22 protein-coding genes and 3 pseudogenes are annotated in these 24094 nt (G+C 73.5%); 12 read left to right on the top strand and 13 right to left on the bottom strand.

What is annotated here, in order from left to right; translation table 11 throughout:
- Positions 1–9 precede the first annotated feature (9 nt).
- Positions 10–636: a mycothiol-dependent nitroreductase Rv2466c family protein gene (locus tag ACWCYO_RS10875; protein WP_270141514.1), complete on the bottom strand. Its 627-nt coding sequence runs from the start codon at positions 634–636 to the stop codon at positions 10–12.
- A 71-nt stretch (positions 637–707) separates the two neighbouring features.
- On the bottom strand, positions 708–2276 hold the full coding sequence (locus ACWCYO_RS10870) for an alpha/beta hydrolase (RefSeq protein ID WP_270141516.1): 1569 nt from the start codon (positions 2274–2276) through the stop codon (positions 708–710).
- 352 nt (positions 2277–2628) lie between these two features.
- Here ACWCYO_RS10870 and ACWCYO_RS10865 point away from each other — a divergent pair, with 352 nt between their 5' ends.
- The gene (locus tag ACWCYO_RS10865) at positions 2629–3408 is read left to right on the top strand and encodes an NUDIX domain-containing protein (protein WP_270141517.1); all 780 of its coding nucleotides are present in this window, start codon (positions 2629–2631) and stop codon (positions 3406–3408) included.
- Positions 3409–3726: 318 nt separating this feature from the next.
- Here the strand turns inward: ACWCYO_RS10865 and ACWCYO_RS10860 are convergent, their stop codons facing one another.
- Positions 3727–4404, bottom strand: a complete 678-nt coding sequence (locus ACWCYO_RS10860) for a DUF6461 domain-containing protein (RefSeq protein ID WP_449784011.1) — start codon at positions 4402–4404, stop codon at positions 3727–3729.
- Positions 4405–5049: 645 nt separating this feature from the next.
- On the opposite strand from ACWCYO_RS10860, the gene ACWCYO_RS10855 reads away from it, so the two are divergent.
- From ACWCYO_RS10855 to ACWCYO_RS10835, 5 genes and pseudogenes are all read left to right on the top strand, one after another.
- Positions 5050–6024: a methyltransferase domain-containing protein gene (locus ACWCYO_RS10855; RefSeq protein WP_270141521.1), complete on the top strand. Its 975-nt coding sequence runs from the start codon at positions 5050–5052 to the stop codon at positions 6022–6024.
- Between the two features lie 286 nt (positions 6025–6310).
- On the top strand, positions 6311–6478 hold the full coding sequence (locus ACWCYO_RS10850; protein ID WP_449784010.1) for a hypothetical protein: 168 nt from the start codon (positions 6311–6313) through the stop codon (positions 6476–6478).
- Positions 6479–6744: 266 nt separating this feature from the next.
- Positions 6745–6969 (top strand): hypothetical protein, encoded by a 225-nt coding sequence (locus ACWCYO_RS10845; RefSeq protein ID WP_449784009.1) that lies wholly within the window; start codon positions 6745–6747, stop codon positions 6967–6969.
- Positions 6970–7018: 49 nt separating this feature from the next.
- Positions 7019–7846: pseudogene (locus ACWCYO_RS10840) on the top strand (amidohydrolase family protein); the annotation flags it as partial.
- Between the two features lie 215 nt (positions 7847–8061).
- The gene (locus ACWCYO_RS10835; RefSeq protein ID WP_449784008.1) at positions 8062–9447 is read left to right on the top strand and encodes an erythromycin esterase family protein; all 1386 of its coding nucleotides are present in this window, start codon (positions 8062–8064) and stop codon (positions 9445–9447) included.
- Positions 9448–9549: 102 nt separating this feature from the next.
- On the opposite strand, the pseudogene ACWCYO_RS10830 reads toward ACWCYO_RS10835, so the two are convergent.
- The 4 genes and pseudogenes from ACWCYO_RS10830 to murJ form a co-directional block, all read right to left on the bottom strand.
- Positions 9550–10051 (bottom strand): annotated as a pseudogene (locus ACWCYO_RS10830) (enoyl-[acyl-carrier-protein] reductase FabV); the annotation flags it as partial.
- 13 nt (positions 10052–10064) lie between these two features.
- Positions 10065–10415 (bottom strand): annotated as a pseudogene (locus ACWCYO_RS10825) (zinc ribbon domain-containing protein); the annotation flags it as partial.
- Between the two features lie 146 nt (positions 10416–10561).
- Positions 10562–10666 carry a hypothetical protein gene (locus ACWCYO_RS10820; RefSeq protein ID WP_449784007.1) on the bottom strand — a complete coding sequence of 35 codons (105 nt, stop codon included), beginning with the start codon at positions 10664–10666 and terminating at the stop codon, positions 10562–10564.
- A gap of 107 nt (positions 10667–10773) precedes the next feature.
- Complete coding sequence (gene murJ / locus ACWCYO_RS10815; RefSeq protein WP_449784006.1) at positions 10774–12453, bottom strand: murein biosynthesis integral membrane protein MurJ; 1680 nt, start codon at positions 12451–12453, stop codon at positions 10774–10776.
- A 398-nt stretch (positions 12454–12851) separates the two neighbouring features.
- Between murJ and ACWCYO_RS10810 the strand changes: the two genes are divergently transcribed.
- Entirely contained in the window at positions 12852–14054 is a 1203-nt protein-coding gene (locus ACWCYO_RS10810) for an MFS transporter (protein ID WP_449784005.1), read from the top strand.
- Positions 14055–14108: 54 nt separating this feature from the next.
- On the opposite strand, the gene ACWCYO_RS10805 is transcribed toward ACWCYO_RS10810, so the two are convergent.
- Positions 14109–15059, bottom strand: coding sequence for an alpha/beta hydrolase (locus ACWCYO_RS10805; protein WP_449784004.1), 951 nt, complete (start codon positions 15057–15059; stop codon positions 14109–14111).
- A 43-nt stretch (positions 15060–15102) separates the two neighbouring features.
- Here ACWCYO_RS10805 and ACWCYO_RS10800 point away from each other — a divergent pair, with 43 nt between their 5' ends.
- A complete protein-coding gene (locus ACWCYO_RS10800; RefSeq protein WP_449784003.1) occupies positions 15103–15585 on the top strand; it encodes a MarR family winged helix-turn-helix transcriptional regulator in 483 nt (160 codons plus the stop codon).
- A 105-nt stretch (positions 15586–15690) separates the two neighbouring features.
- Positions 15691–16149, top strand: a complete 459-nt coding sequence (locus ACWCYO_RS10795; protein ID WP_449784002.1) for a MarR family winged helix-turn-helix transcriptional regulator — start codon at positions 15691–15693, stop codon at positions 16147–16149.
- A 164-nt stretch (positions 16150–16313) separates the two neighbouring features.
- Here ACWCYO_RS10795 and ACWCYO_RS10790 read toward each other — a convergent pair whose 3' ends face one another.
- Together ACWCYO_RS10790 and ACWCYO_RS10785 are read right to left on the bottom strand one after the other, a co-directional pair.
- A complete protein-coding gene (locus ACWCYO_RS10790) occupies positions 16314–17036 on the bottom strand; it encodes a maleylpyruvate isomerase family mycothiol-dependent enzyme (RefSeq protein ID WP_449784001.1) in 723 nt (240 codons plus the stop codon).
- Positions 17037–17042: 6 nt separating this feature from the next.
- Complete coding sequence (locus ACWCYO_RS10785; RefSeq protein WP_449784000.1) at positions 17043–17573, bottom strand: SRPBCC family protein; 531 nt, start codon at positions 17571–17573, stop codon at positions 17043–17045.
- A gap of 265 nt (positions 17574–17838) precedes the next feature.
- Between ACWCYO_RS10785 and ACWCYO_RS10780 the strand changes: the two genes are divergently transcribed.
- The gene (locus ACWCYO_RS10780; RefSeq protein ID WP_270141538.1) at positions 17839–18792 is read left to right on the top strand and encodes a LysR family transcriptional regulator; all 954 of its coding nucleotides are present in this window, start codon (positions 17839–17841) and stop codon (positions 18790–18792) included.
- Between the two features lie 242 nt (positions 18793–19034).
- Here the strand turns inward: ACWCYO_RS10780 and ACWCYO_RS10775 are convergent, their stop codons facing one another.
- Positions 19035–19805: a GNAT family N-acetyltransferase gene (locus ACWCYO_RS10775; RefSeq protein WP_449783999.1), complete on the bottom strand. Its 771-nt coding sequence runs from the start codon at positions 19803–19805 to the stop codon at positions 19035–19037.
- Between the two features lie 53 nt (positions 19806–19858).
- Positions 19859–20632 (bottom strand): crotonase/enoyl-CoA hydratase family protein, encoded by a 774-nt coding sequence (locus ACWCYO_RS10770; RefSeq protein ID WP_449783998.1) that lies wholly within the window; start codon positions 20630–20632, stop codon positions 19859–19861.
- 73 nt (positions 20633–20705) lie between these two features.
- On the opposite strand from ACWCYO_RS10770, the gene ACWCYO_RS10765 reads away from it, so the two are divergent.
- On the top strand, positions 20706–22097 hold the full coding sequence (locus ACWCYO_RS10765; protein ID WP_449783997.1) for an aminotransferase-like domain-containing protein: 1392 nt from the start codon (positions 20706–20708) through the stop codon (positions 22095–22097).
- Positions 22098–22448: 351 nt separating this feature from the next.
- On the opposite strand, the gene ACWCYO_RS10760 is transcribed toward ACWCYO_RS10765, so the two are convergent.
- Positions 22449–23408, bottom strand: coding sequence for a helix-turn-helix transcriptional regulator (locus ACWCYO_RS10760; RefSeq protein ID WP_449783996.1), 960 nt, complete (start codon positions 23406–23408; stop codon positions 22449–22451).
- 100 nt (positions 23409–23508) lie between these two features.
- Here ACWCYO_RS10760 and ACWCYO_RS10755 point away from each other — a divergent pair, with 100 nt between their 5' ends.
- Complete coding sequence (locus ACWCYO_RS10755) at positions 23509–24057, top strand: DinB family protein (protein ID WP_270141545.1); 549 nt, start codon at positions 23509–23511, stop codon at positions 24055–24057.
- The last annotated feature ends 37 nt before the right edge of the window (positions 24058–24094 follow it).

The following is a 24094-nucleotide window of genomic DNA, read 5'->3' as shown; positions in this document are numbered from 1 at the left end:
CCTCGGGCGTCAGGAGAAGTCGAGCGACCCCGTCCGCGTCCGCTTGAGCTCGAAGAACTTCGGGTACCCGGCCAGCAGCCGGACGCCCTCGAAGACCCGCAGCGCCTCCTCGCCGCGCGGGATCGCGCTCAGCACCGGGCCGAAGAAGGCGACGCCGTCGACGTGGATGGTCGGCGTGCCGACCTCCTCGCCGACCGGGTCCATGCCCTCGTGGTGGCTCTTGCGCAGCGCGACGTCGTACGCGGTGCTGCCGGCCGCGTCGGCGAGCTCCTCCGGCAGCCCGGCGGCCACCAGGGCCTCGCGGATGACGGTGTCGTCGGCGGCCCGGTCCTGGTCGTGCAGGCGGGTGCCGAGCTCGGTGTACAGATCGCGCAGCACGTGCACGCCGTGCTTCTCGGCGGCGGCGATGCAGACCCGGACGGGACCCCAGCCGGTGGTCATCAGGCGCTGGTAGCGCTCCGGCAGGTCGGTGCGGCCCTCGTTGAGGACGGACAGGCTCATCACCCGGAAGGTGAGGTCCAGCTCGCGCTGCTTCTCGACCTCGAGGATCCACCGGGAGGTGATCCAGGCGAAGGGGCAGGAGGGGTCGAAGTAGAAGTCGACCTTGGTGACGTTCTCGTTCACGTGCGTGTTCACGTCGAGGATCCTAGGGCCACGATTGGACCAATCTCCAGGACCAATCACCGCCCTCGGCCCTGGGCCACTTCTCAGCTGCAGGTGGTCCCGTCGGCGGGCACCGTACCATCCAGCAGGTAGGCGTCCACGGTCTTCTTCAGACACGGATTGCCGGTGTTGTAGCCGCCGTGGCCCTCGCCGTGCAGGGTGACGGTGACGCCGACGCCCGCGCCCAGCTGCTGTGCCATCGTGCGGGCGCCCTCGACCGGGGTGGCCGGGTCCCCGGTGGTGCCGACCACCAGGATCGGGGCGGCGCCATGGGCGGAGACGTCCGGGTGGTCGGTCTTGCCGGGGACGGGCCAACCGGTGCAGCCGGTCAGGCTCCAGGCGGTGAAGGGGCCGAACACCGGGGAGGCGGTGCGGAACCGCGGCAGCTGCCTTTCGACGTCCTGGTCGGAGTAGCGCTGCCGGGCGTCCACGCAACTGATCGCCCGGTTGGCCGCGTTCAGGTTGTTGTAGTGCCCCTGGGGGTCGCGCCCGAGCAGTGAGTCGGCCAGCTCGAGGAGGACGTCGCCGGTGCCCTGCTGCATCGCCTGGGTGAGCCCGGAGGCCAGCGCGGACCAGGTCTGCTGGCTGTACAGGGCGGCCGCGATGCCGGTGATGGCCAGGCTCTCGGTGAGCCGGCGTCCGCTGCCGGTGGGCAGCGGCGACTTCTCGAGCTTCTGCAGCAGGTCGGTGATCCGCGCGGTGCCCTCGGCGCCGCCGCTGCCGGTCGGGCAGGCCGGGTCCTGGGTGGCGCAGGCCTTCATGAAGTCGTCGAGGGCGAGTTGGAAGCCCTGGGCCTGGCCGAGCGCGCTCTGCTGCGGGTCCTGCGTCGGGTCGACCACCGAGTCCAGGACGACCCGGCCGACTTCCTCGGGGAACAGGTGGGCGTAGACGCCGCCGAGCTCGGTGCCGTAGCTGATGCCGAAGTAGGAGAGCTTCTGGTCGCCGAGCACCTGCCGCATCAGGTCGAGGTCCCGGGCGGCGCTCTCGGTGTCCACGTACGGCAGCACCGGGCCGGAGTTGCGCTCGCAGGCGGCGGTGAACTGCGCGTTGCTGACGTCCAGGGCCTTGACCTCGGCCGGGGTTTCCGGGGTGTTGTCGACGGCCGCGTTGGCGTCCATCGCCCGGTCGTCCAGGCACTTCACCCCGGCACTGTCGCCGACCCCGCGCGGATCGAAACTCACCAGGTCGTAGCGGGTGTTGAGGGAGGCGTAGGCCGGGGCCAGGGCGGGCAGGGTGGTCACGCCGGAGGCACCGGGGCCGCCGAAGTTGAAGAGCAGCGAGCCGATCCGGTGCTGCTCGTCCTTGGCCCGGCTGCGGATCAGCGCGAGGTCGATGGTCTTCCCGTCCGGCTTGGCGTGGTCCAGCGGGGCCTTGAGGGTGGCGCACTGCCAGTCGCCCGCGGGCGGGGTGCCGCCGCCCTGCGCGGCGCTGGGGGCCGGGCAGGGGCGCCAGTCCAGCCGCTGGGCGGCCAGGCCGGTGCCGCTCGCGCCGGTGACCGGGGAGATCGGCACGGGTTCGGCGGCGGAACGGCCGTCGCCCTGGCAGCCGGAGACGGGGGCGAGCAGCAGCGCGACCAGGCCGAGCGCGCCGGCGCCGCGGACGACGGTGTGCATGGAGCGGTCCACCTCTCGGGTTGGCCGGACGGGGTCGGTCCGCCGCTTCGGCCGGGCGGTTGTGCCGAGCGCACCGGCGCGCGGCAGGTGTGCCGAGCGCACCGGGCGCGCGACGGGACGGCGTGCGCCCCGGTGCGTCGGGAAGGCGTACGCCCTGGCGCTCGGCACCGTCGGCGCACCACAGACCCTAGGGGCCACTGGCCGACGGCGCCCGTCGGAATCCCCGGACGGGGGGAGTGCGCCGAACGGACTGCCACCGGCCGACCGGGTGAGGGTTCAACCGGCCCACCGGGTGGCAGCCTTACCGCCTGCTACCTGCAGTGGCGTGGACATGAATACGACGGAGGGCACCTTGAGCACCGACAGCTTGAACACCGACAACCTGAGCACCGACAGCTTGAGCACCGACGACGATTTCGACAGCGTGGACGTCTTCATCACCACCAGCCGGCAGGAGGTGCTGCTCCAACTGCGCGACGACCGGCCGGACATCCGGTGGCCCGCCCACTGGGTGGTCCCCGGCGGACACCGCGAGCCCGGCGAGACGCCGCACCAGACCGCCGTGCGCGAACTGCGCGAGGAGACCGGGCTGCACGTGCCCGGCCTGCGCCCCTTCCACCCGGTGCCGGCCGGGACCGACCCCCACGCCACCCGGCGGCGTGCCTTCCACGCACTGGTGGACGTCGACCCGGCCGAGCTGGTCCTCGGGGAGGGGCAGGAGCTGCGGCTGGTCCCGTTCGCCGAGGCCCAGCGGATGAAGCTGCCACCCGCGCTCAAGGGCGACCTGCGCCAACTGGCGGACCGGCTGGCGGCCGGTCGGACGCCGGACTGGGCGGTGGTCGACGACATCCACCGCCACCTCTCCGAGCACCGGGCGCGCCTCGGACTGTCGCTGCTGCACCTGCAGGTGGTGAAGATCCAGGAGGAGGCCGGGGAGGTCGCCGAGGCCCTGCTCGGCGTGCTCGGTGCCAATCCCCGGAAGGGCGTCAGCCACACCATGGCCGATCTGCAGGGCGAGCTGTGCGACGTGATCACCGCCGCCATGGTCGCGCTGCGCGACACCACCGAGGACCCGGGCGCCGTCCTCGCCCAACACCTGACGCGCTGGCGCCCGTCGCGTCGGGAGGAGTAGCGGGGCCGGGAACCGCCCGCAGGACCTCGTCGGCCCCTGGTTCTGGTGGTACTGCGTCCTCGCGCTGCTGCGCGACGGCCCGCACTACGGGGTCGAGCCGCTCCAGGAACTCTTCCTACCGCCGCCGAACTGGCCGATCAGCACCCCTCCCGGGGAAATCCGCTGGTCGGAACCTCCCGATCGGCACATGTGCGCGCGGTCCACAGCGCGCGAGGATGACGGTCATCGGGGCCCCGCCGGAGGGGCCCGGGAAGGAGCCCTGCCATGACCGCCACCATCGTCCGCGTGCCCGTCGTCCCCGTCCTGCCCCCGCTCCGCTCAGCGCGGTTCCAGCCCCGGCCGGCCGCGCACCACGTACGCCGGCAGCCGCAGTTCACCCAGCACCGCCCGGGGCAGCCGCAGCCCGAACCGCCGCCCGACCGCGCCGAGGGTCCGCCGACGGACGCCCGCGTACGGCGCGCCCCCGGAAGCGCAGCGGGTGACACCATCGGCCTCCAGGACGTTCGCCGCGACCAGCTCCGGAACGAGCAGGTCGGGCTCCCGCCCCCAGCGCCAGCGCTCCTCCCCCAGGCCGAAGCCGCACAGCACGGCGCCGTCCCGGGCGTAGTCGAGCAGGGCCGGCGGCTGCTCCGGCATCGGCCGGAAGTGGACCACCTCGACGCCGCCGCGCGCTATCTCGGTGAGCAGTTCCCCGCCGGTGGAGTCCCCGTACTCGATCGCGAAGGACCAGCCGTCCGCCTCACCGACCCGGATCACGCCGTCGCCGTCGTCACCGGGGCGGTAGACCTCGATGTCCAGGTCCCAGATCTCCGTCCCGCTGATCGGCCCGCTAGCAGCTGCCGGGTCGGCCCCCATCCGACGGGCGAGTTCCTCGGGCGGGATCCCCCGCGCGAACACCACGCCGCCCACTTCCCCACCCGCGTCCGCCAGCCACTGGATGCCCTCACCGCCCCGCTCCTCGGCCCCGCGCGAACCGTCACCCACGACGCCGATCATGACGCCCCTCCCCTCGCGCCGGCCCTGCGATGGCCAGGCGCAGCCGGTCCGCACCCTAACCGAGATCACCGACACACCGCCGAACGGCCAGGCGAAAAACCGGTTCGGAAGAGCAACTCAGCTGTGCCGCACCACCGTTCGCCTACCGGAGCCCCCATGCGGCGGCAACCGGCAACCAGACCGTGCCTGGCCTCCTCACCATCCAGCAACCGGGCTACACCTTCAGCTGCCCCTGCTCTTGCCCGCCCAAAGCCAACCACCCGTCAACGTCCCACCTCACCGCGCCGCCCAAGCGACCCGCCACACCGCCCTCCGCCGGCCCGGATCACACAGGATGTCGGCCCCTCCGGCTTCCCACGCACCGCCCAACCACCCCGGCCCCAGGCACTACGACACAGCACGCCCCGTCACGAACGGCCGCACCCACCCGATCCCCACCCAGCAAGCCAGATCGCCCCGCCGGAACCAGACCACGAAGTCGAACCCACCGACCTCCCACGCCCCCCACACCCACGACCGTCAACACGGAAAGGCGCGTCACGGTGCAGAACCGTGCGGTAGGACGTACGGAGTTCGCCGGCTGTGTGAGGCATCCCTCTCCCAGCGCTGTGGCGCTGGCGGCCCGGAAAGGTTGACCATGTAGTCATGACCTCCTCGCCCCACCCGCCGCACATCGATGGCCGACCGGATCCGACAGGCGGGACCACTGCGCTCGGCGGAGAGTCCGCTTCCGCCCGCGGGTACCTGCTGGACAACGCGCGTGCCGAGGCGGGCGAGCGATTCGTTTGGCTGGCCGAGCTGTTCGACGGTGTGACGCGCGGGCACTTCGATCGACTTGGGGTCAGGGCTGGCTCGCGCTGCTGGGAAGTGGGCGCCGGTGGCCGCAGTATCCCGGAGGCGCTCGCGGCGGCCGTCGGTCCGACCGGGCACGTGCTGGCCACGGACATCAACCCGTCGTGGCTGAAGGCAGGCGACGGGTACGAGGTGCGCCAGCACGACGTCGCGGCCGATCCGCCCCCGGAGCCGGGGACGTTCGATCTGGTGCACGCCCGGCTCGTGCTGGTCCATGTACCCGACCGGGCCCGCGCATTGGCCACGATGGCGGCAGCGCTACGGCCCGGCGGCTGGCTGCTGGTCGAGGACGCCGATACCGCTCTGCAGCCACTGGCGTGCCTGGACGACACCGGCCCCGCGCAGCGGCGGGCCAACCGGCTGCGCGACGCGGTCCGGGAGCTGCTGATGCGCCGCGGCGCGGACCTGCGCTACGGCCGGACACTGCCGGCGGCATTGCGTGAGGCCGGCTTGGTGGATGTCGCCGCGGCAGGGTCTTTCCCGGTCGGCGGGCTGGCCTGCGACCAGTTGGAGGCGGCGACCATCAGGCATGTGCGCGGCGAGCTGCTCGCGGCCGGCCTGGCCGACGACGCCGAGATCGACGCGCACCTGGCCGCCATCCACGCGGGCGAACTCGACCTGACACTCGCGCCGCTGATCTCGGCCTGGGGCCGCCGTCCAGCCGAGCACCCTCCGGCAGCTCGCGCAGGTGCGCGCCGCGCGTCACCGGCCGCTGTGGCCAGCCCGCACACGGGCTTCGAAGATCATGGAGTTCTCGACGCTCCGTGATCCGAGCGCAAGACCGTTCCTGCCGACGCATCACCCAAACGATCCCGGCTGCTCTTGACCAACTCCGCGAACAGCCCGAACCCGCCCCGAGAAGATCCCGGGGCTGCGGGAGCGACCGGCCGAAACGCCCGACCCACGTGACCCGCGCGGAGTGCACCACGCCTCGGCCGCCGTGCTCCGACGGTCGGCGAGTGGATCGCCTACGCCCCACCTGCGTGCTCGAACGCCTCGGTATCCGTCGCGATCCCTGCTGCCCGGGCGGCGGCTGATGCCCGGAATCACCTGCTTGCAGCCCCTGCTGGACACCGTCGCCGACCCGGCCGAGACGGTGATCACCGCCGATGTCCTGCACACCCAGCGCGAGCACGCCGGCTACCTCCCGGACCGCAAGGCCCGCTACATCGTGATCGTCAAGGGCAACCAGAAGCACCGGAACACCTGCGCCGACAGCTGAACACCCCTGCCCTGGAAGGACATCCCGCAGACCAGCCACGGACGATCCGAGACCCGCCGCATCTAGGTCGCCGCCGTCAGGAACCTGCTGTTCCCCGCCGCCCGCCGGACCATCCGGATCGAACGCCGCCGCACCGACCGCACGCCCACCGTCGCCACCGCCCCAAACTCCCCCCAACCGCCCCACCACCCGCAACCGCCGACGCAGGAAGTCGGACCCGCCGACCTCCTGCGCAGCGCCCGACCGCCCCCAGCGTCAGGGCTACGGTGCGGGACCACCCGCCGCATCAGGGCGTCGAGCGGGGCGAGTTCCGCACCGAGGACCCCGAGCTGACGGCCGTCGGGATCCTGGCGGTGATCGAGGGCCTCGCCTCCCACGCCAACACCGGCCTGGCCAACCACCCGCCGGTCGTCGCCCGGCTCATCGCCACCACCGCCGAACGCGAACTCGGCCTTCCGGAGGACTCCCTCACCCCCACCCAACAGTCCTGAGCCCCCAACACCCGGCCTTCCATAGCCCCGCCCCACCGCTGGAGCCGAAGTGCGCACCTCCCTCGTCCTCCTCTCCGCCCGCCTGCTCGACCCCGCATCCGGCGGCCTCCTCCCGCAGACCGCGCTCGCGGTGGTCGACGGCCGGATCGCCGCCCTCGGCGACGACCGGACGATCCGCGAACTCGCCGCCCCCGCAACGACGGTGATCGACCTCAAGGGAGCCGTGGTCACTCCGGGCCTGGTCGATGGCCGCCTGCACCCGGTCACCGGTGCCGAGCTCACCCACGGCCTGGACCTCTCCGGCTGCACCGACCTGGCGTCCGTCCGTGCCGCCCTCCCTCGCCGTCGGGGTCAAGGCCCTCGCGCCGGGCGCCTGGCTGCACGCCTGGGGCCTGGACCCGAACGTCTTCGGTGACCGCCCGGTCGAGGCCGCCGCCCTCGCCCCCGTGCTGGACGGCGTCCCGGCGCTGCTCCAGCTGTTCGACGCCCACTCCATGCCCGCCAGCCCGCTCGCCCTGGAGTTGGCCGGCGTCGACGGCCCGCGCACCTTCGCCCAGGCCGCCGAGGTGGTCCGCGACGCCGACGGCCGCCCGACCGGCCTGCTGCTCGAGAACGCGGCCTGCGAACTGGTCGAGCGCACGCAGCCCACCCGCACCGAGCGCCGCGAGCGCCTGGCCGCCGCCCTGCGCGCGATGGCCGCGAGCGGCCTCACGGGCGGCCACGCGATGGACGCGGGCGGCGACGGCCTCGACCTCTACGCCGAGCTCGACGAGGCCGGCGAACTGCCGGTGCGGCTGCGGGTCGCCCCTGGTGCCAGCCCGGCATGGGCCAGGACGGGCTGCGCGCCCTGGTCGAACCGCAGGGCCGGGGCGGGAAGTTTCCGACACTGCCCGCTACCACCAGTTCGCCCAGCCGTCCAGGTGGCCCCAGGGGAACCCTCCCGGTTCCCCCAAGGACCCGGGGCGGGTGGGGAAGCCCCCCGGGAAACCTGGCGGCCCGCCCCAGCGCGCCCCACCCCCTCCTCGGCCGAGGATTCTCTCACCGGCCCATCCAGCCGGACGAGTTGAACCGACGAGCCGAGGAGCAGCCACCATGACCGTGACCCGGAAGCCGATCGAGCGGCGGACCCTGCTGACGGCCACCACCGGCAGCGCGATCACCGGCACCGCCGCCCTGCTCACCCCGGCCACCGCTGCGGCAGCTCCGGTCGCCGTCACCGGGCACCAACGGACGGTGCCGCAGACCCTGACCGTGACCGAGGAGCTGGACCGGATCGCCCACCCCCTGCGGTCCACCGACCCCGACGCCCCGACCGCGGGACTGCGGGCGCTGGGCGCGATGGTCGGCGACGCCCGGGTGGTCGGCCTCGGCGAAGCCACCCACGGCTCGCACGAGTTCTTCACCTTGAAGCACCGGGTGTTCCGCTACCTGGTCGAGGAGAAGGGCTTCACCACCTTCGCCCTGGAGGCCAGTTGGTCGGCCGGCCTGCTGATCGACGCTTACGTGCAAGGCCAGGGAGACGGCACCGCCCGGCAGCTGGTCCGCCGCACCCTGGCCGGATCGCCTTGGCAGCGAAGGGAGTTCGCCGACCTCATCGACTGGATGCGCGCGTACAACCGCAGCCATCCGCAGCGCCCGGTGCACTTCGTGGGTACCGACCTCGGCTTCCCCGGGATCGGCGAGCAGCCCTTCGCCGAGGTCACCGGGTACGTACGGAAGGCCGCCCCCGCCTCGCTGTCGAGCGTTGAGCAACTGTACGCCGGCCTGCGGTCGTTCGACGACTCCATCGGCTACCTGAGCCGGATCCCGCTCCCCGAGCGGCAGCGCAACGCGGACCTGGCGCAGCAGGCGCTGGAGCTGGTCACCGCCACCGGGCGGGACGGCGACGAGCAGTACGAGTGGGCCGTCCAGCACGCCCGGAACATCGCCCGGACCTTCGCCTTCGCCTCCCTGCGGACCGGCGACGGCCCCTGCGTCACCGCCGCTCAGGAGCTCCGCGACCGGGCGATGGCCGACAACACCCTGTGGTGGCAGCGCCGCCTCGGCGGCAGGGTCCTGCTCTCGGCGCACAACGGCCACGTCGGCTACCGCTCGAGCGACCCGGCGCTCCACCCCACGACGGAGGGCGTCCACCTGCGCGCCGCGCTCGGCGCCGACTACGTCAGCATCGGCTTCACCTTCGGCGGCGGTTCCTTCCTCACTGCGACCGACCCGTTCACCGACGACTGGCGGAGCACCACCGTGCCCCCGGCGACCCTCGGCATGAACGAGTACCTCCTGGACCGGGTCCGCCCCCGCGACTACTACCTCGACCTGCGCCAGGCCCCGCCCGCGGCCCGCGCCTGGCTGGACGCGGCCCACCCGACCTACGACGCCGGGACCACCTTCAGCCGCGACCCGCTGCCCACCCTCGCCCTCGGCGCCCGCTACGACGTGCTCGTCCACCTCCACCGGGTCCGCGCGGCCGAGAAGCTCTGACGGCCATGGCCATCCCTCGCACCACCCACCTCCCGTCTCTCTCACCCAGGTCGGCTCCGCCGTCGCCCACTTCGAGGAGCGGCAGCGAGCCCAAGCCCGTGATCAGCAGCCGGGAGCGGGCCAGGGAACGTCGGTGGCCACCGCGGCGGTGTAGTCGACGCCCGGCACGGAGAGCCCGTACAGGCGCTGGGCCTCGGCGCGGAACCAGCCGAGGTCGGCGAGACCGGCGATGGTGTCGGTCGTGGCGCGCTCCCAGCGTTCGGCGACGGCCGGCTGGACGTCGTCGGTGAGCTCCCAGGTGTCCAGGCGGATCCGGCCCTCGTCGTCCGGGGCGAACGGGGCGGCAGCGGTGAGCTGACGCACCGGCGGGACCATGTCCTCCCCCCAGGACACCGCGCAGCAGGCCGGTGTACAGGGCGATGCCAGGAACGGCGGTGGAAGACTGGGTGACGGCGGCACCGTTGACGGAGGTCACGGCCCGCCCGCCCACCGACTTGCGGAGCCGCTCGTCCAGCGTTCGGGCGGTGGCCTCCAGGTGGACCTTGGCCGCGCCGATGGCGCCCTGCCGGTAGATGGCCGCGGTCAGCGGCGAACCGATTTGACTTCCGCTCCTCGGGCTAGGGCCCGGGGATTCCTACCACGGTCTTCTGACCGTCTCGGTGGGTTCCTGCTTCTCCGCGCTGTGCCGGGACGGGTCCCGGTCTTACCCGCACTCGACAGGCTGTCACCGCCAGTCCGGCGGCCTGGGCGACGTTGACGGCCGCGTTGACGTCCCGGTCCAGCCGAACGCCGCATGCCCGGCACTGCCAGACACGGACGGGCAGGGGCTTGGGACCGTCCTTGACACCGCAGTTGGAGCACACCTGAGAGGTCGGCTCGAACCGGCCGATCTTGATCAGGGTCCGGCCGTACTTCACGGCCTTGTACTCCAGCATGCTCACGAACGCCGACCATCCGGCATCGTGCAATCACGCGGCACTGACATTGATGCTGATACCCAGGTTCCGGTGGTCGTGACTCGGGCACTGACAACAGCGCGGGAGGGTGCGTCAGCGCAGCTCAGAGCAGGACTCAGAATCGCTTCACCACCGGGCTGAAGCCCGGGGCACTGCGATCAGACCCGGTAGCAGACCGCGATGCCGCGGATCCCGGCGCGCTTGAGCCCGGCGACGGTGGCCGCCAGGCCGTATCCGGCCGAGGAGCCGATGATCAGTGCCACCGGCCCGGCCCCCTCCGGCAGTTCGACCTCTGGCAGTTCCGGATCTCGAGTCGATCTTGATGCGTTCCACCACTTCCGGCCGAGCCGGACGGCACCGGGCAGCCGGGTCAGCCCAGCCCCGGCAGGCTGCGCAGTTCCCCGACCCGCAGCAGCCGGGCGAACAGGAGGAACAGCAGGGCCATCGCGACGCCGCCCGCGGCCAGCGAGATGGCCGGTGTCCAGGAGGCCGGTGCCGGGCCGTGGCCGCAGACGCGGGCGATGAGCCAGCCGGCGGTTCCCGCGCCGGTGGCGGCCGCGGTCAACTTGGCGTAGGCGCGGCAGATCCGGCGGCCGTCGAGCAGGCCTCCGGTGCGCCGCCTGAGCCGCAGGGCCGTGAGCAGCAGGCCGACGGCGTAGGACAGGGCGTAGGCGGCGGCCATTCCGGTGACCGCCCACCGGGGGGAGAGCAGCAGGTGGCAGGCCACGGCCAGGGCGATGTTGGTGCCGCTGATCCACAGCGCCATGCGGAACGGCGTGCGGGTGTCCTCGAAGGCGTAGAAGCCGCGCAGCAGGAGGTACTGGGCGGAGAACGGGATCAGCCCCAGGCCGAAGGCCTGCAGCATGTGACCCAGGGGGACGGTGGCCGCAGCGTCGGCGGCTCCGTGGGCGAACAGCAGTCGGGCGATCCGCGGGCCGAAGGCGGCGAAGAAGAACGCCGCCGGGACGATGACGACGCCGCTGACCCGGAGCGCGCGGGAGAGGTCGGCGCGCAGCCCGTCGACACGGTGCTCGGCCACCGCCCGGCTCATCCGCGGGAGCAGCGCGGTGACCAGGGAGACGGTGACGATCGACTGGGGGAGCATCCAGATCTGCTGGGCGTAGCTGTAGGCGGTGTAGCCGACCCCGTCGTCGGGCAGGGCGGCGTCCGCGGCGGAGGCCAGGCGGGTGACCACGGTGTTCGCCACCAGGTTGGCCAGGACGAACAACAGGGTCCAGCGCGCCGCGCTCACGCTGCCGCGCAGGCCGGCGCCCCGCCAGTCGAAGCGCGGTCGCAGCCGGAAGCCGGCGGCGTGGGCGTACGGGATCAGGGCGAGTGCCTGCAGGGCCAGGGCGGTGGTGGTTCCGATGCCGAGCAGCCGGACCTGGGCGTCGGTGATGTCCGCGACGTTCTCCGGGACGGTCACCAGGCCGAGGTAGAGGCCGAACATGGTGATCAGCACGAGGTTGTTCAGGACCGGGATCCACATCATCGCCCCGAAGCGGTTCCGGGCGTTGAGGATCTGTCCGAAGATGCTGAACACGCCGTAGAAGAAGATCTGCGGGAGCAGGAAGCGGGCGAAGACCACGGTCAGCCGGAACGCGTCGTGGGTGTCGGGCGTGTCCTGCTGGTAGATGCGGATGATCTCGGGCGCGGCCCAGGTGGCCAGCGCGCTGCCGACGCCCAGGACGCACAGCACGAGCGTGACCAGGCGCTGTTCGAAGCCGGCCCCGCCGTCGGGGTCCTGCGCCCGGGCCCGGACCAGTTGGGGGACCAGGACGGAGTTCAGCGCGCCGCCGATCAGCAGGAAGTACAGACTGGTGGGCACCGTGTTGGCCTGGTTGTAGGTGGTGGCCAGCAGCCCGGTGCCCAGTGCCGCGGCCTGCAGCACCTGGCGGATCAGTCCGGTGGCGCGCGAGACCATGGTCCCGGCGGCCATCAGCGCGGACGACCGCAGCACACCACCGGCCGCGGCCCGCCTGGGGGCGGCATGCCTCCTGCGCCCCGCCGTCGACCGCTCTGACGTTCCGGGCGATGTCTCCTCGATCATGGACCCACACTACGTCCCAACGCTCACCCGCCCGTGGCGAGTTCGGGAATCCCCGGTGGATGCGGGCCGTCCCCGACTCGTGCTTCGATCGGCTTCGATCGGCTTCGAGAACTCTGGACACCGGCCGCCGGGGCGGCCGGCCACTCACCCCGGGAGGTGTCGTTGATCATCCGCACCCGCACCGGACAGCACGTCCTGTACGAGCAGACCTCCCGCGCCACCGACCTGCTGGCCGGTCAGGGCCTGCGAGCCCGATCCCCGGCGCCCTTCGGCGCGAGCCGACCGGAATGGCGGTCCGTCAGCTCGCTCCCCACGCGCACTGCTCGGGGTACGACCGGTCGGCCCAGCACCTGCCGGTGCGCCGTGGCCCGGACGGGTGGCGCACCTATCGTGGACCGGTGACCGATCATCGGACCGTACGCCCCGCCGTCGCCCGGACGGGCTACCTCCTGGCAGCCTTCGCCTTCGCCGTCTGCATGGCCGGCACCACCCTGCCGACCCCGCTGTACGGGCTGTACCAGGAACGGATCGGCTTCTCCGAGCTGACCGTGACGGTCGTGTTCGCGGTCTACGCCTTCGCCGTCATCGGCATCCTGCTGCTGGTCGGCAACATCTCCGACTCCGTCGGCCGCCGCCCCGTCCTGCTCTGCGGGCTGGTCTGCGCGGCCTGCAGCGCCGTCGTCTTCCTGGCCGCGGACAGCGTGCCGCTGCTCTGTCTCGGTCGGCTGCTGTCCGGCCTGTCGGCGGGTCTGTTCACCGGCACCGCGACCGCGTACGTCCTGGAGCTCGCCCCATCCCGGCACGAGGGCCGCGCGAACTTCGTCGCGATCGCGGCCAACATGGGCGGCCTCGGCTGCGGACCGCTGCTGTCGGGCCTGCTCGCCCAGTACGCGCCGAAGCCCCTGGAGCTGCCGTTCGCCGTCCACCTGGCGCTGCTCGCCGTGTCCTTCGGGCTCGTCCTGCTGCTGCCGGAGACGGTCGTCGACGCCCGCCCGCTGCGCACCGCCCGGCCCAACCGGCCCGAACTGCCGCCGGAAGTGCGCCGGGTGTTCGTGCCCGCCGGGATCGCCGCCTTCGCCGGGTTCTCCCTGCTGGGCCTGTTCACCTCGGTCAGCCCGGCCTTCCTCGCCCAGGGCCTGGACGTCCACAACCGCGCCGTCGTGGGCCTCGTCGTGTTCGCGGCCTTCTTCGCGTCCACCTTCGGGCAGCTGCTCGCCCCCCGGCTGGGCAGCGCCCGGACGATCCCGCTGGGCTGCCTGGTGCTGATCGCAGGACTGGCGCTGCTGGCGTGCTCGCTCGCCTGGGCCGTCCTGCTGCTGCTGGTCCTCGCCGCACTGGTGGGCGGCACCGGTCAGGGCATGGGGCTGCGCGGCGCGGTGGGCGAGGTCGCCGCCGCGAGCCCGGCGGAGCACCGCGGCGGCGCCCTCTCGGCGCTGTTCGTGGTCGCCTACTTCGGCATCTCGATCCCCGTCATCGGCGTCGGCCTGCTCACCGGTCCGCTCGGCCTGGCGCACGCCGGCCTGGTCTTCGCCGCCTGCATGGCCGCGCTCGCCGCCGCTTCCGGCGCCTACCTGCTGCGCCGGGCGAGCACCGAGGCCTGACCCTTCGACCGCGACGGCCACCCCGACCATCGCGGCCACCGCAGCCGGGTGCGCCTACTCGACCGCCGCCCGCGCCGCCCGCCCGGCCCGGATCCGCTGACGCAGGAAGAGGGCGGCACGGTCCAGCGCCTCGTCCGCCTCGTCGAGGACGCCGGCGAACGCCTGGAACACGTGCGGCGCATCGGCGGTGACGTCCAGGACGACGTCCACGCCCGCGGCGCTCGCCCGCGCGGCCAGGCGGGTGGAGTCGTCCAGCAGTACCTCGTTGCCGCCGACCTGGATCAGCATCGGGGGGAAGCCGATGAGGTCGGCGTGGATGGCCGGGCTGAGCAGCGGCTGGTGCGGGTCGGCTCCGGCGAGGTACATGGCTCCGGTGTGTTCGAGGGCCGCGCGGGTGAAGATCGGGTCGACGCCCTCCTTGGTCGTCATGCTCTCGCCGCTCCGGGTCGCGTCGAGGCCCGGGGAGAAGGCCAGCAGGGCGGCGGGCAGCGGGAGGCCCGCGTCCCGGGCGGCGAGGCAGGTGGTGACGGCGAGGCCACCGCCGGCGGAGTCCCCGGCGAAGACGATGGTGGAGGGGTCCTCGCCGCGGTCGAGCAGGGCGCGGTAGGCGCTCAGGGTGTCCTCGATCGCGGCCGGGAAGGGGTGTTCGGGGGCGAGCCGGTAGTCCAGCGAGTACGCCCCGAAGCCGGTCCTGGCCACCAGGTTCCCGGTCAGCGAGAGGGCGGTCTCGGGCGAGCCGAAGACCCAGGCACCGCCGTGGAAGTACAGGATCGTCCCGGCGCCCGGGCCGTCCTCCGCTGCCGCGTCCGGCCCGGCCTTCGGCTCGACGCGCAGGGCGGGTCGGCCGCCGAGGGTCGTGGCGGCGGTCCGGATGCGGCTGTGGGGCACGATCATTCCGGCCATCACCTCCCTGAACCCGGCCCGGATCTCCTCGACCGTCCGGGGTCCGGTCGGTCCCAGCTGGCGCAGGATTCCGTCGATCCGGATGCGCTGTTCCCTGCTCATGGGCACACTCCTGCCGCAAGTAGCTTCCCGTACACTATATGCTGTGGAAGATACATCGAACGGGGTCGGCCTCGCAGCCGGACTCCCCGGCCTGTTCGCCGACTTGGTCAGGTGCGAGACCCGCCTGTACAACGCCCTCAACGACCGCCTCCGCGAACGGCACGGCATCGTCACCTCGCAGTACGAGTTCCTCGACTACCTGCGCCGCCACCCCGGATGCCGGGTCGCGGACATCGCCGCCGAGTTCGCCATCGGCGTCGGAGCGACCAGCAAGGGCATCGACCGCCTGGAGAAGCAGGGGTGGGCCGCCCGCCGGCCGAACCCGTCCGACCGCCGGTCCTCGCTGCTCGCCCTGACCGCCGACGGCACCCGGCTCGTCGGGGAGGCGCAGCGGACCTTCACCGACACCCTGACCGAACTCCTCACGGGCACCCTCGACGCCGCCTCGCTCTCGGCAGCCGCCCGGACCTTCGCAGCCCTGCGCTCCGCCCTGGAACGCGACCGGATCGGCACACCCACCGGCTGATCGGCCCCAAGTCCCGCAGTGCAAGCCGGGACTTGACCTCAAGTCGACTTGAACCCCTAGCATCGGTCGCACCGTAGTGATCGACGAGAAGCGGAGGGCCCGGCCGTGGAGTACTCGCACAGCGACGCCGAACTGATCAAGCAGCCCATCGGCTACTGGAGTTGGGCGGCCTACAAGGCCGTCGTCAGCCGCACCCGCGGCGCGCTGGCCGAGGTCGGCACCACGCAGCCGCAGTGGTGGGTGCTCGCCCAGCTCGGCCGGGCCGAGGAGCCGAGGACCCGCGACGACGTCTGCGCCGTGCTGCGCGACTACCTCGACACCGGCCAGGAGGCCCTGAACGCCGAAATCGACGCGACCGTCGAGCACGGCTGGGTCACCGAGTCCGCCGGGGGCCTGCTCGAACTGACCGCCGAGGGACGGGCCTTCTTCGAGAAGACCGCCGCGCTCCAGGGCGAGCTGTGGGCCGAGCGCCATGCGGGCATCTCGGACGAGGAGTACCTGACCACGCTGAAGGTCCTGCAGCGGTTCATCCACAACACGGGCGGGCGGGCCTGGCACCACTGAGCACCCGCCGCCCCGCCCGCCCGTCGGTCGGGCAGGCGCGCAGGTGTGGGTCAGGCGGTGAGCCCGCCGTCGCGGGCGACCACCCGGCCCGCGCGGACGACGAGTTCGCGCGGCAGGAGCTCGCCCTCACCGTCCGCGCTCCACGCCCCGCCGGGCTCTCGCTCCTACGCCCAGCCCGGCACCGGCGGCAACGGCCAGGCCGGCAGCACCGGCAGCGGCCCGTCCGCGCGCAGCCCCGCCACCGGGCCGCGCCCGGCGAACCAGGCGAGCATCTCGTGCCCGGAGCCGCTCACCACAGGCCCCGACCCGCCGACCGCCCAGCCCCGGCCGAGGTCCTCCGCCTCGACCCGGGCAAGCGGTACCTCGCGCGCCCCCAGCGTCGCGGCCGTCTCCGCGAGGGCGGTCAGCACGAAGCCGTCCGGCCAACCTGCCGACGTACGGCCGGTGTTCAGGTCGACGCCGTGCACCTCGAGCTCCCGCCAGGCCCGCCACAGGAGGTACCAGGCCGGGTGCCGCCAGCCCGCCAGCGCGGGCACCAGCACCGTCCGGCGCTCGGCGGGCAACTCCGCCGCGTCCCGCAGCAGGCCGTCCAGGCTGTCCCGCAGGTCCGCCACCAGCACACCGGCGCCGCGCCCCGCGCCCTCCTCCAACTGCCGTGCCAGCTCGGCGGCGTCGGCCCGCGGCCCCGGCGCGGTGCCGGTACGGGCCAGGGCGAGCATCCAGCGGTAGGCGTCGGTGCTGCGGGCGAGGTGGGTGAGCACATGGCCCCGGCTCCAGCCGGGCAGCCGCGACGGCTCGCGGGCCTGCCAGTCGGTCAGCGACTCCACGTCGGCACCGAGGCGCGCCGCTGAAGCCCGGACCTCCGCCAACAGCTCCTCGAACTCCACCGTTCCCTAACTCTCGGCCTCGGCGAGCGACTTGACGCCCTCCAGGGTGGCCATCATCCCGGTCCGCAGCTCCCCCAGGCGAAAGTCGACGATCTTCTCCTCGGCCTCCGGGCGGGCCTCGATGGCCAGGATGACGCCGCTGCGCCCCGGGCCGATCACCACCGACTGGCGCAGCCGGGTGCCGCCGTCCTCGGGGATCAGGTCGAAGCGCCACCGGGCCAGCGAGCCGGCCACCTCCGACACCGGGTCGCCGAACCGGCCGTCCGCATCCATGACGGCCCAGGCGAAGGCGCGGTGCTCGGCCAGTTCCACCACCTCGGAGACCGTCCGCCAGTCACGCATGTTCGGCCGGGCGTTGTGCCCCTCGAAGCGCGCGCCCAGGGCGGGGCCGTCCGCGCCGTCCAGCCAGGCGACCCGCTGGAGCTCCGGGCTGAGCCGGGCGGGCAGGCCGATGTCGGCCACCAGCGCCCAGACGCGCTCCACCGGCGCCTGGACGAACACCTCGCACTGCGTGCCCGGACCATCGGCGTACCGCATACCGCTCCCCCTCCATTGCCTGACGTACTCACACCCTCGGGGTGTACTCGTCCGTACGGGTCGGCACCCGCCGTGCCCCCGCCTGAGCGTCCGGAACGCGCGAAGACAGCGGACGGGTTGCCGCCCTTCTCGCGGGCCCTGCCATCGATGATCGATCCAGCCGAACATCCAAGTCAATCCACCGATTTCCTGGGAAACCCCCAAGCTCGGCCTTGGGTCGGCCCCCTCGGGTACGGACTCGGAGCCGGCGGTACCCTGGGCGCTCGTGACCCTCGACGACCTCCGCGTCTTCGCCGCCGTGTGCCGGGCCGGCTCGCTCAGCGCCGTCGCCCGCGACCTGGCCTGCAGCCAGTCCGCCGTCAGCCAGCACGTGAAGCGGCTGGAACGCGAGCTGGGCCTCACCCTGATCGAGCGGCACCCGCGCGGCGTGGTGCCCACCCAGGCCGGACGCCATCTGCAGACCGCGGTGGCCAACGGTCTGGGCGGCATCGACCACGCGCTGCGGACCATCGCCGAACTCGCCCGCGGCGAGGGCGGGTCGGTGCGGATCACCACCGGCGCCACCAGCATCCGCCACTTCATGTCCGCGGCCGTGGTGGACTTCCGCGAGCGGTTCCCGCAGGTCAACCTGGAGTTCCAGACCGGCGTCTCCAGCCGCAACTGCCTGGAGGCGCTCACCGCCGGCCACGTCGACCTCGCCTGGATCACCCTCGGCACCCCGGTCCGGGGCATCGAGCAGCGGCCGGTCGCCGCCCTGCCCTGGGTCCTCGCCGTGGCGGCCGGCGACCCGCTCGCCGCCCGGGCGCGCATCGAACCCGCCGACCTGCAGGACGCCCCGCTCATCGGACTGCCGCAGAACTCGGTGTCCCGCTCCCAACTCGACGACTGGCTGGGCAAGTCGGGCATCCGACCGGTCTTCGACACCAGCGTCACGGACTGGGACACCGCGATCCTGCTGGCCGAACTCGGCCTCGGCCACGCCGTCGTACCCGCCCTCCCCGAGTGGCAGGGCCCCGGCCACCCGGGCCTGCGGCTGGTCCCGCTGCCCGACCTGCCCGGCCTCACCGTCGGCTGGGCCGCCCGCGAATGGGCCACCCTGGGCCCGCTCGCCCGCGCCTTCGCGGACACCGTCGCCACCCACTGCGGCCCTGCGACGGCACCGTCGGCCGCCCCCGCCCCCGCACCCGCACCCGCACCCGCGCCCGCACCCGCCGCCTGAGCGGGGCCGGCCCACGCCCACCTCGACCAGCAGCGCGCACCGCAACTGCCGCAGCAGCTCCGACCGATGGGACCGCAGGTTCCACAAAACCGGCTCCCAGACGGCCCGTTCAGCCACTGGGCGAGGTCGATCCCGTCCGCCCTTCCACCCTTCCACCCGTCCGCCCGTCCGCCGGTCCGCCGGTCCGCCGGTCCGCCGGTCCGCCGGTCCGCCGGCCGGAGCGTGCGGCGAATGGACCCCGGTCAGGCCGAGTGGAAGGAGTGGCTGCGGCCGATCTCGGTGAAGCCCCGCCGCGCATACCACTCGCGCGGCCAGCTGTCCGCGTCCGCGAGGAGGAAGAGCCGCGGGATCCCGGCGGCCGCCGCCAGCGCCAGGCCGCTGCCGAGCAGGGTGTCGCCGTGGCCCGCCCCGCGGTGCCGGGCGGCGGTGACCAGGTCCTCCACCTGGGCCAGCCCGGCGGCCGGTTCGAGGTAGAGGTCGACCCAGGCCGCGACCTCGCCGTCCGCCGTCCGGGCGGCCAGGAAGTGCACCCGCTCGGCGCCGCGCAGCCGGGTCGGCCGGCGGTCGGTGAGCTGCCGGATGAGCTCCTCGCCCTCGTACCACTCCGACTCCTGGCGCAGGACGGCCTCCCGCATGGCGGCGAACTCCGTCGGCAGGGCGGCCGGCTCGGGCAGCGCGCAACCCGCCGTGTCGCGGACCATGACGAGGACGGTGCTCCGCTCGTACCCGGCCTCGGCCAGCACCGGGGTGGCCCGCTCGCCCCACTCCTCGTCCAGCACGGTGATCGCGTACTGCCGGCGCTGCCCGAGCCAGCGTGCCGCCAGACCGGGCAGCGCCGCCGGATCGGTGCCCGGCCCGGTGACGATCAGCTGGTTGTGCTCGTGAGAGAGCACGTACTGCGCGTTCCGGACCGCGAAGAGCCCGGGAAACTCCGGCAGTTCGACGATCTCGGCCGCATGGCGGCGGGCGAAGGCGGCACGGAAGGCGCTCACGCGCTCAAGCAGATCGGACATCCCACCATGATCCGCCCCGAATCCGCTCCGGCCAAGCGAATTCCAGGCGGAGGTCAGCGGGCCTGCCGGCGGTCGAGGAACCGTCGGATCCCGTCCCGTACGCCGTCCGTCGGCACGGTGGCGGCGAAGGCGGCCGCCTCGACCGCGAGGCCCTCGTCGATCGGCAGGTTGATCCCCCGGGTGACGGCCCGCAGGCAGGCCGCCACCGCGGTCGGCGCGTGCCGGATGATGCGTTCGGCCAAGTTCCTTGCCTCCTCCAGGAGTTCGCCGACCGGGACGACCGAGTTGACCAGGCCCAGCTCGGCCGCCCGGGCAGCCGGGATCGGGTCACCGGTCAGGATCAGCTCCAGCCCGCGCTTGCGGCCCACGTGCCGCGGCAGCCGCTGCGAGCCGCCGAAGGGCGGCGGGAAGCCGAGCGAGATCTCCGGCTTGGCGAAGGTCGCGTGCTCGGCCGCGATCGCCAGCGGAGCCGCCTCGGTGATCTCACAACCACCGCCGTACGCCAGCCCGTTGACCGCGACGATGACCGGCTTGGGGAACTCCTCGATCCGCCGGGTCAGGGTGTGCCCGCGCCGGACGAACTCGCGCAGCGCCCGCTCGGGCCCGCCGGCGATGCTGGCCGCCAGGGACGGGACGTCCGCGCCCGCGCTGAACGCCCGCTGCCCGGCGCCGGTCAGGATGACGGCGCGGACGGTGTCGTCGGCGTCGATCCGGTCGAGTTCGGCGAGCAGCGCGTCCATCGTCGGATAGTCGAGAGCGTTGAGCTTCTTCTCCCGGTCGATGGTGAGGGTGACGACGTACTGGTCCCGCTCGCTGCGGACGGTCATGGCCGGCTGCTCCCTTTCGCCTCGGTCCCTACCCGACCGAGGCTAGGAAAGGCGATCCAGGACAATCCAGTCATTGTCCTGGATACGCTCCGGGGAACCCCCGCGCCGGACCACGAAACGGCAGGCCACCACCCATGCGATCGCCCTCCTACAAGGCCATCGTCGACGAGTACGCGGCCGCGATCCGCTCCGGCGCCCCCCGGCCGGCACCCGGCTGCCGACCCACCGCGCCCTCGCCCGCGACCGCCGCATCGCCCTCGCCACGGCCACCCGGGTGTACGCCGAACTGGGCGCCGCCGGGCTGGTGGTGGGCGAGCAGGGCCGGGGCACCTTCGTCCGGGTCCGCTCCGACTACGACGGCATCGAACCCTCCCGCACCCTCCCGGTACCCCGGCTCGCCGACCTGTCCTTCAACCAGCCGCTCGCCCCCGAGCAGCGCGACCTGCTGCGCCAGGCCCTGCGCGCACTCGCCTCCTCCGGCGACGCCGAGGCCCTGCTGCGCCAGCATCCGCCCGGCGGCCACCGGCACGACCGGGCGGTGGTGGCCCGGTACCTGCTGGACCGCGGGGTCGACACCGCGCCGGAGAACGTCCTGCTCGCCAGCGGTGCGCAGCAGGCGCTGGACTGCGTCCTGCGCACCCTCACCCGCCCCGGCGACGTGCTGGCCGTCGACGCGCTCAGCTACCCGGGCATCAAGCTGCTCGCCGCCGCCCACGGACTCGACCTCACCCCCGTCCCGGCCACCCCGGCCGGCCCGGACCTCGACGCGCTCGACCGGCTCTGCCGCACCCGGCCGGTCCGCGCCGTCTACACCATCCCGACCGTCCACAACCCGCTCGGCTGGGTCCTGGACCGACCTCGGCGCGAGCGGCTCGCCGCCGTCGCCGCCGAGCACGACTGCACCCTGATCGAGGACGGCACCTACGCCTTCCTGGAGACCGCACCGCCGCCACCGCTGCACGCCCTCGCCCCCGACCGCACCTGCTACGTCGCCGGCCTGTCCAAGAACGTGGCCCCCGGCCTGCGGTTCGGCTTCGCCGTCCTCCCCGACCGCCACCTGCGCGCCGCCACCACCCACCTGCGCGCGGCCGCCTGGGGCGCCCCCGGCCTCACCACCGCCCTCGCCACCGGCTGGCTCGCCGACGGCACCGTCACCCGCCTCGAACAGCAGCGCCGCACCGACGCCGCCGCCAGGCAACACCTCGCCCGCACCGCCCTGGCCGGCCTCACCATCACCGCCCACCCCACCTCCTACGTCCAGTGGCTCACCCTGGAACCCCACCAACGCCCCGACCAGGTCGCCGCCCTCCTCGCCGCCGAGGGCATCCTCATCTCCACCGCCGACGCCTTCGCCACCACCCCCCACCCCAACGCCATCCGCCTCGCCCTCGCCACACCCCCGCTCTCCGAACTCCCCGCCGCCCTCCACCGCCTCCGCAGCACCATCGAGTCCATCGCCCCCTGACACCCCACAACCCCGCCCACACCAGAAGTCGACCGGGCCGACTTCCCACTCCACCGTCAGCGACTCCCTCAGCTGACGAGCACAGCCCGCGCCACCACCCCACCGCACCAAAAGTCGACCAGGCCGACTTCCTGCGCGCAGCCCGTCAGACAAGATCACCCCGCCCCACAGCACCACCGGCACCGGCACCGGCACCGACGGCCCAGGAAGTCGGCCGATCCGCATCCCCCGCACGAAAAGTCGGCCAGGCCGCCCATGGGCGGCCCCGCCAGGCCAAAGACGTGTCAGCCGCGAGGCCAACGCGGCCATGTGGCGTCGCAGTTGGAGTGGGAAGTCGGCGGGGTCGACTTCCTACTCCGTTGCGCGGGCGAAGCGGGTGGACCACTCGGCCATCAGGTCGCGGAGTTCGGGTGGGCGGACGACCTGGAAGTCCGCGCCCAGGGAGCCCAGGGCCATGGCGGGCCAGTCCAGGGAGTCGGCGGTCATCCGCAGGCGGCAGCGGGAGGCGTCGACCTCCTCCACCTCGCCCCAGCGGCCGACGTGGGCGCGGACGCGCTCCGCCGGGGCCTCGACGAGGGCCTCTACACGGTTCGACCGGGGTCCGGCGTCGAGGCCCGCGCGGACGTACTCGGCGGCGTCGGCGGCCGGGAGGGGGCGCGGGGCGAAGCGGGCGCCGGTTGCCCCGGCGGTGGTGAGGCGGTCGAGGCGGAAGGTGCGCCAGTCGCCGCGCTCGAGGTCGTACGCGACCAGGTACCAGCGCCGGTCGAGGCAGACCAGCCGGTGCGGTTCGACGTGCCGTTCGGTGCGGTGGGCGGTGGCGGCGGTGTACGAGAAGCGGAGCCGCTCGCCGTCCCGGCAGGCGAGGGCGACCGTCGTGAGGGCGTCCGGGTCGACGCCGGAGCCGGCGGAGGCGCCCCAGTCGACGGGGACGGTGACCGCGCGCAGCGCCTCGACCCGGCGGCGCAGCCGGGCGGGCATCACCTGCACGACCTTGGCCAGTACCCGTACGGAGGCCTCGGCGACGCCCTCGACCGGGCTCTCGGCGGCCGCCTGCAGCCCGATTGCGAGAGCGACCGCCTCCTCGTCGTCGATGACCAGCGGCGGCAGCGCCGCGCCCGCCGCCAGTTGGTAGCCGCCGTCGACGCCGCGCTGGGCCTCGACGGGGTAGCCGAGTTCGCGCAGCCGGTCGATGTCGCGGCGCAGGGTGCGGACGGAGACGCCGAGCCGGTCGGCGAGTTCCTCGCCGGGCCAGTAGCGGTGGGTCTGGAGCAGGGAGAGCAGTCGCAGCGTTCGGGTGCTGGTGTTCGCCATGCCCCGATTCTGTCCTGGATTCAGGACAGGAAGTGGCCGCAATGGCCCGTAGCGTGGTCGTTGTCCGAAGGAGCACCGACCGAACGGAAGGCCCAAGGCCATGACCACGTCCACCACCCCCGCCACCACCCCCGCCCCCGTCACCGGCGAGCGCGCCGACCTCCTGGTGGCACTGGAGAAGCAGCGGCACTTCCTGCGCTTCACCACCCGCGACCTCACCGACGAGCAGGCCGGCCGGCGGACCACCGCGAGCGAGCTGTGCCTGGGCGGTCTGGTCAAGCACGTGACCGGGGTCGAGCGGCTGTGGGCGAACTTCATCGTGGAGGGGGCGTCCGCGATGCCCGACTTCTCCACCTGGTCCGAGGCCGATTTCGCCCGCCGGGCCGACGAGTTCCGCCTGCTGCCCGGCGAGACGCTGGCCGGTGTCCTCGCCGAGTACGCCGAAGTCGCCCGCCGCACCGATGAGTTGGTGGCCACCCTGCCCGACCTGAACGCGACCCGGGCGCTGCCGAAGGCCCCCTGGTTCGAGCCGGACACCGAGTGGTCGGCCCGCCGAGTGCTGCTGCACATCGTCGCCGAGACGGCCCAGCACGCGGGCCACGCCGACATCATCCGCGAGTCCCTGGACGGCGCGAAGAGCATGGGCTGAGCCCAGCCGGGGGCCTGCCTGCTCGCTCGGAAGCCGG

The sequence above is a fragment of the Kitasatospora sp. NPDC001683 genome (assembly GCF_053596495.1).
Note: the sequence above shows the minus strand (reverse complement) of the source record. Positions and strands in the feature narration are given on the sequence as shown.

Excerpts from the sequence above, each read along its gene's own strand:
- ACWCYO_RS10785 (WP_449784000.1), bottom strand. The coding sequence starts at position 17,573 with ATGCGGTACGCCGATGGTCCGGGCACGCAGTGCGAGGTGTTCGTCCAG.
- ACWCYO_RS10770 (WP_449783998.1), bottom strand. The coding sequence starts at position 20,632 with ATGACCGTCCGCAGCGAGCGGGACCAGTACGTCGTCACCCTCACCATC.
- ACWCYO_RS10755 (WP_270141545.1), top strand. The coding sequence starts at position 23,509 with ATGACCACGTCCACCACCCCCGCCACCACCCCCGCCCCCGTCACCGGC.
- ACWCYO_RS10870 (WP_270141516.1), bottom strand. The coding sequence starts at position 2,276 with ATGCACACCGTCGTCCGCGGCGCCGGCGCGCTCGGCCTGGTCGCGCTG.
- ACWCYO_RS10805 (WP_449784004.1), bottom strand. The coding sequence starts at position 15,059 with ATGAGCAGGGAACAGCGCATCCGGATCGACGGAATCCTGCGCCAGCTG.
- ACWCYO_RS10835 (WP_449784008.1), top strand. The coding sequence starts at position 8,062 with ATGACCGTGACCCGGAAGCCGATCGAGCGGCGGACCCTGCTGACGGCC.
- ACWCYO_RS10855 (WP_270141521.1), top strand. The coding sequence starts at position 5,050 with ATGACCTCCTCGCCCCACCCGCCGCACATCGATGGCCGACCGGATCCG.
- ACWCYO_RS10775 (WP_449783999.1), bottom strand. The coding sequence starts at position 19,805 with ATGTCCGATCTGCTTGAGCGCGTGAGCGCCTTCCGTGCCGCCTTCGCC.
- murJ (WP_449784006.1), bottom strand. The coding sequence starts at position 12,453 with ATGATCGAGGAGACATCGCCCGGAACGTCAGAGCGGTCGACGGCGGGG.
- ACWCYO_RS10760 (WP_449783996.1), bottom strand. The coding sequence starts at position 23,408 with ATGGCGAACACCAGCACCCGAACGCTGCGACTGCTCTCCCTGCTCCAG.
- ACWCYO_RS10860 (WP_449784011.1), bottom strand. The coding sequence starts at position 4,404 with ATGATCGGCGTCGTGGGTGACGGTTCGCGCGGGGCCGAGGAGCGGGGC.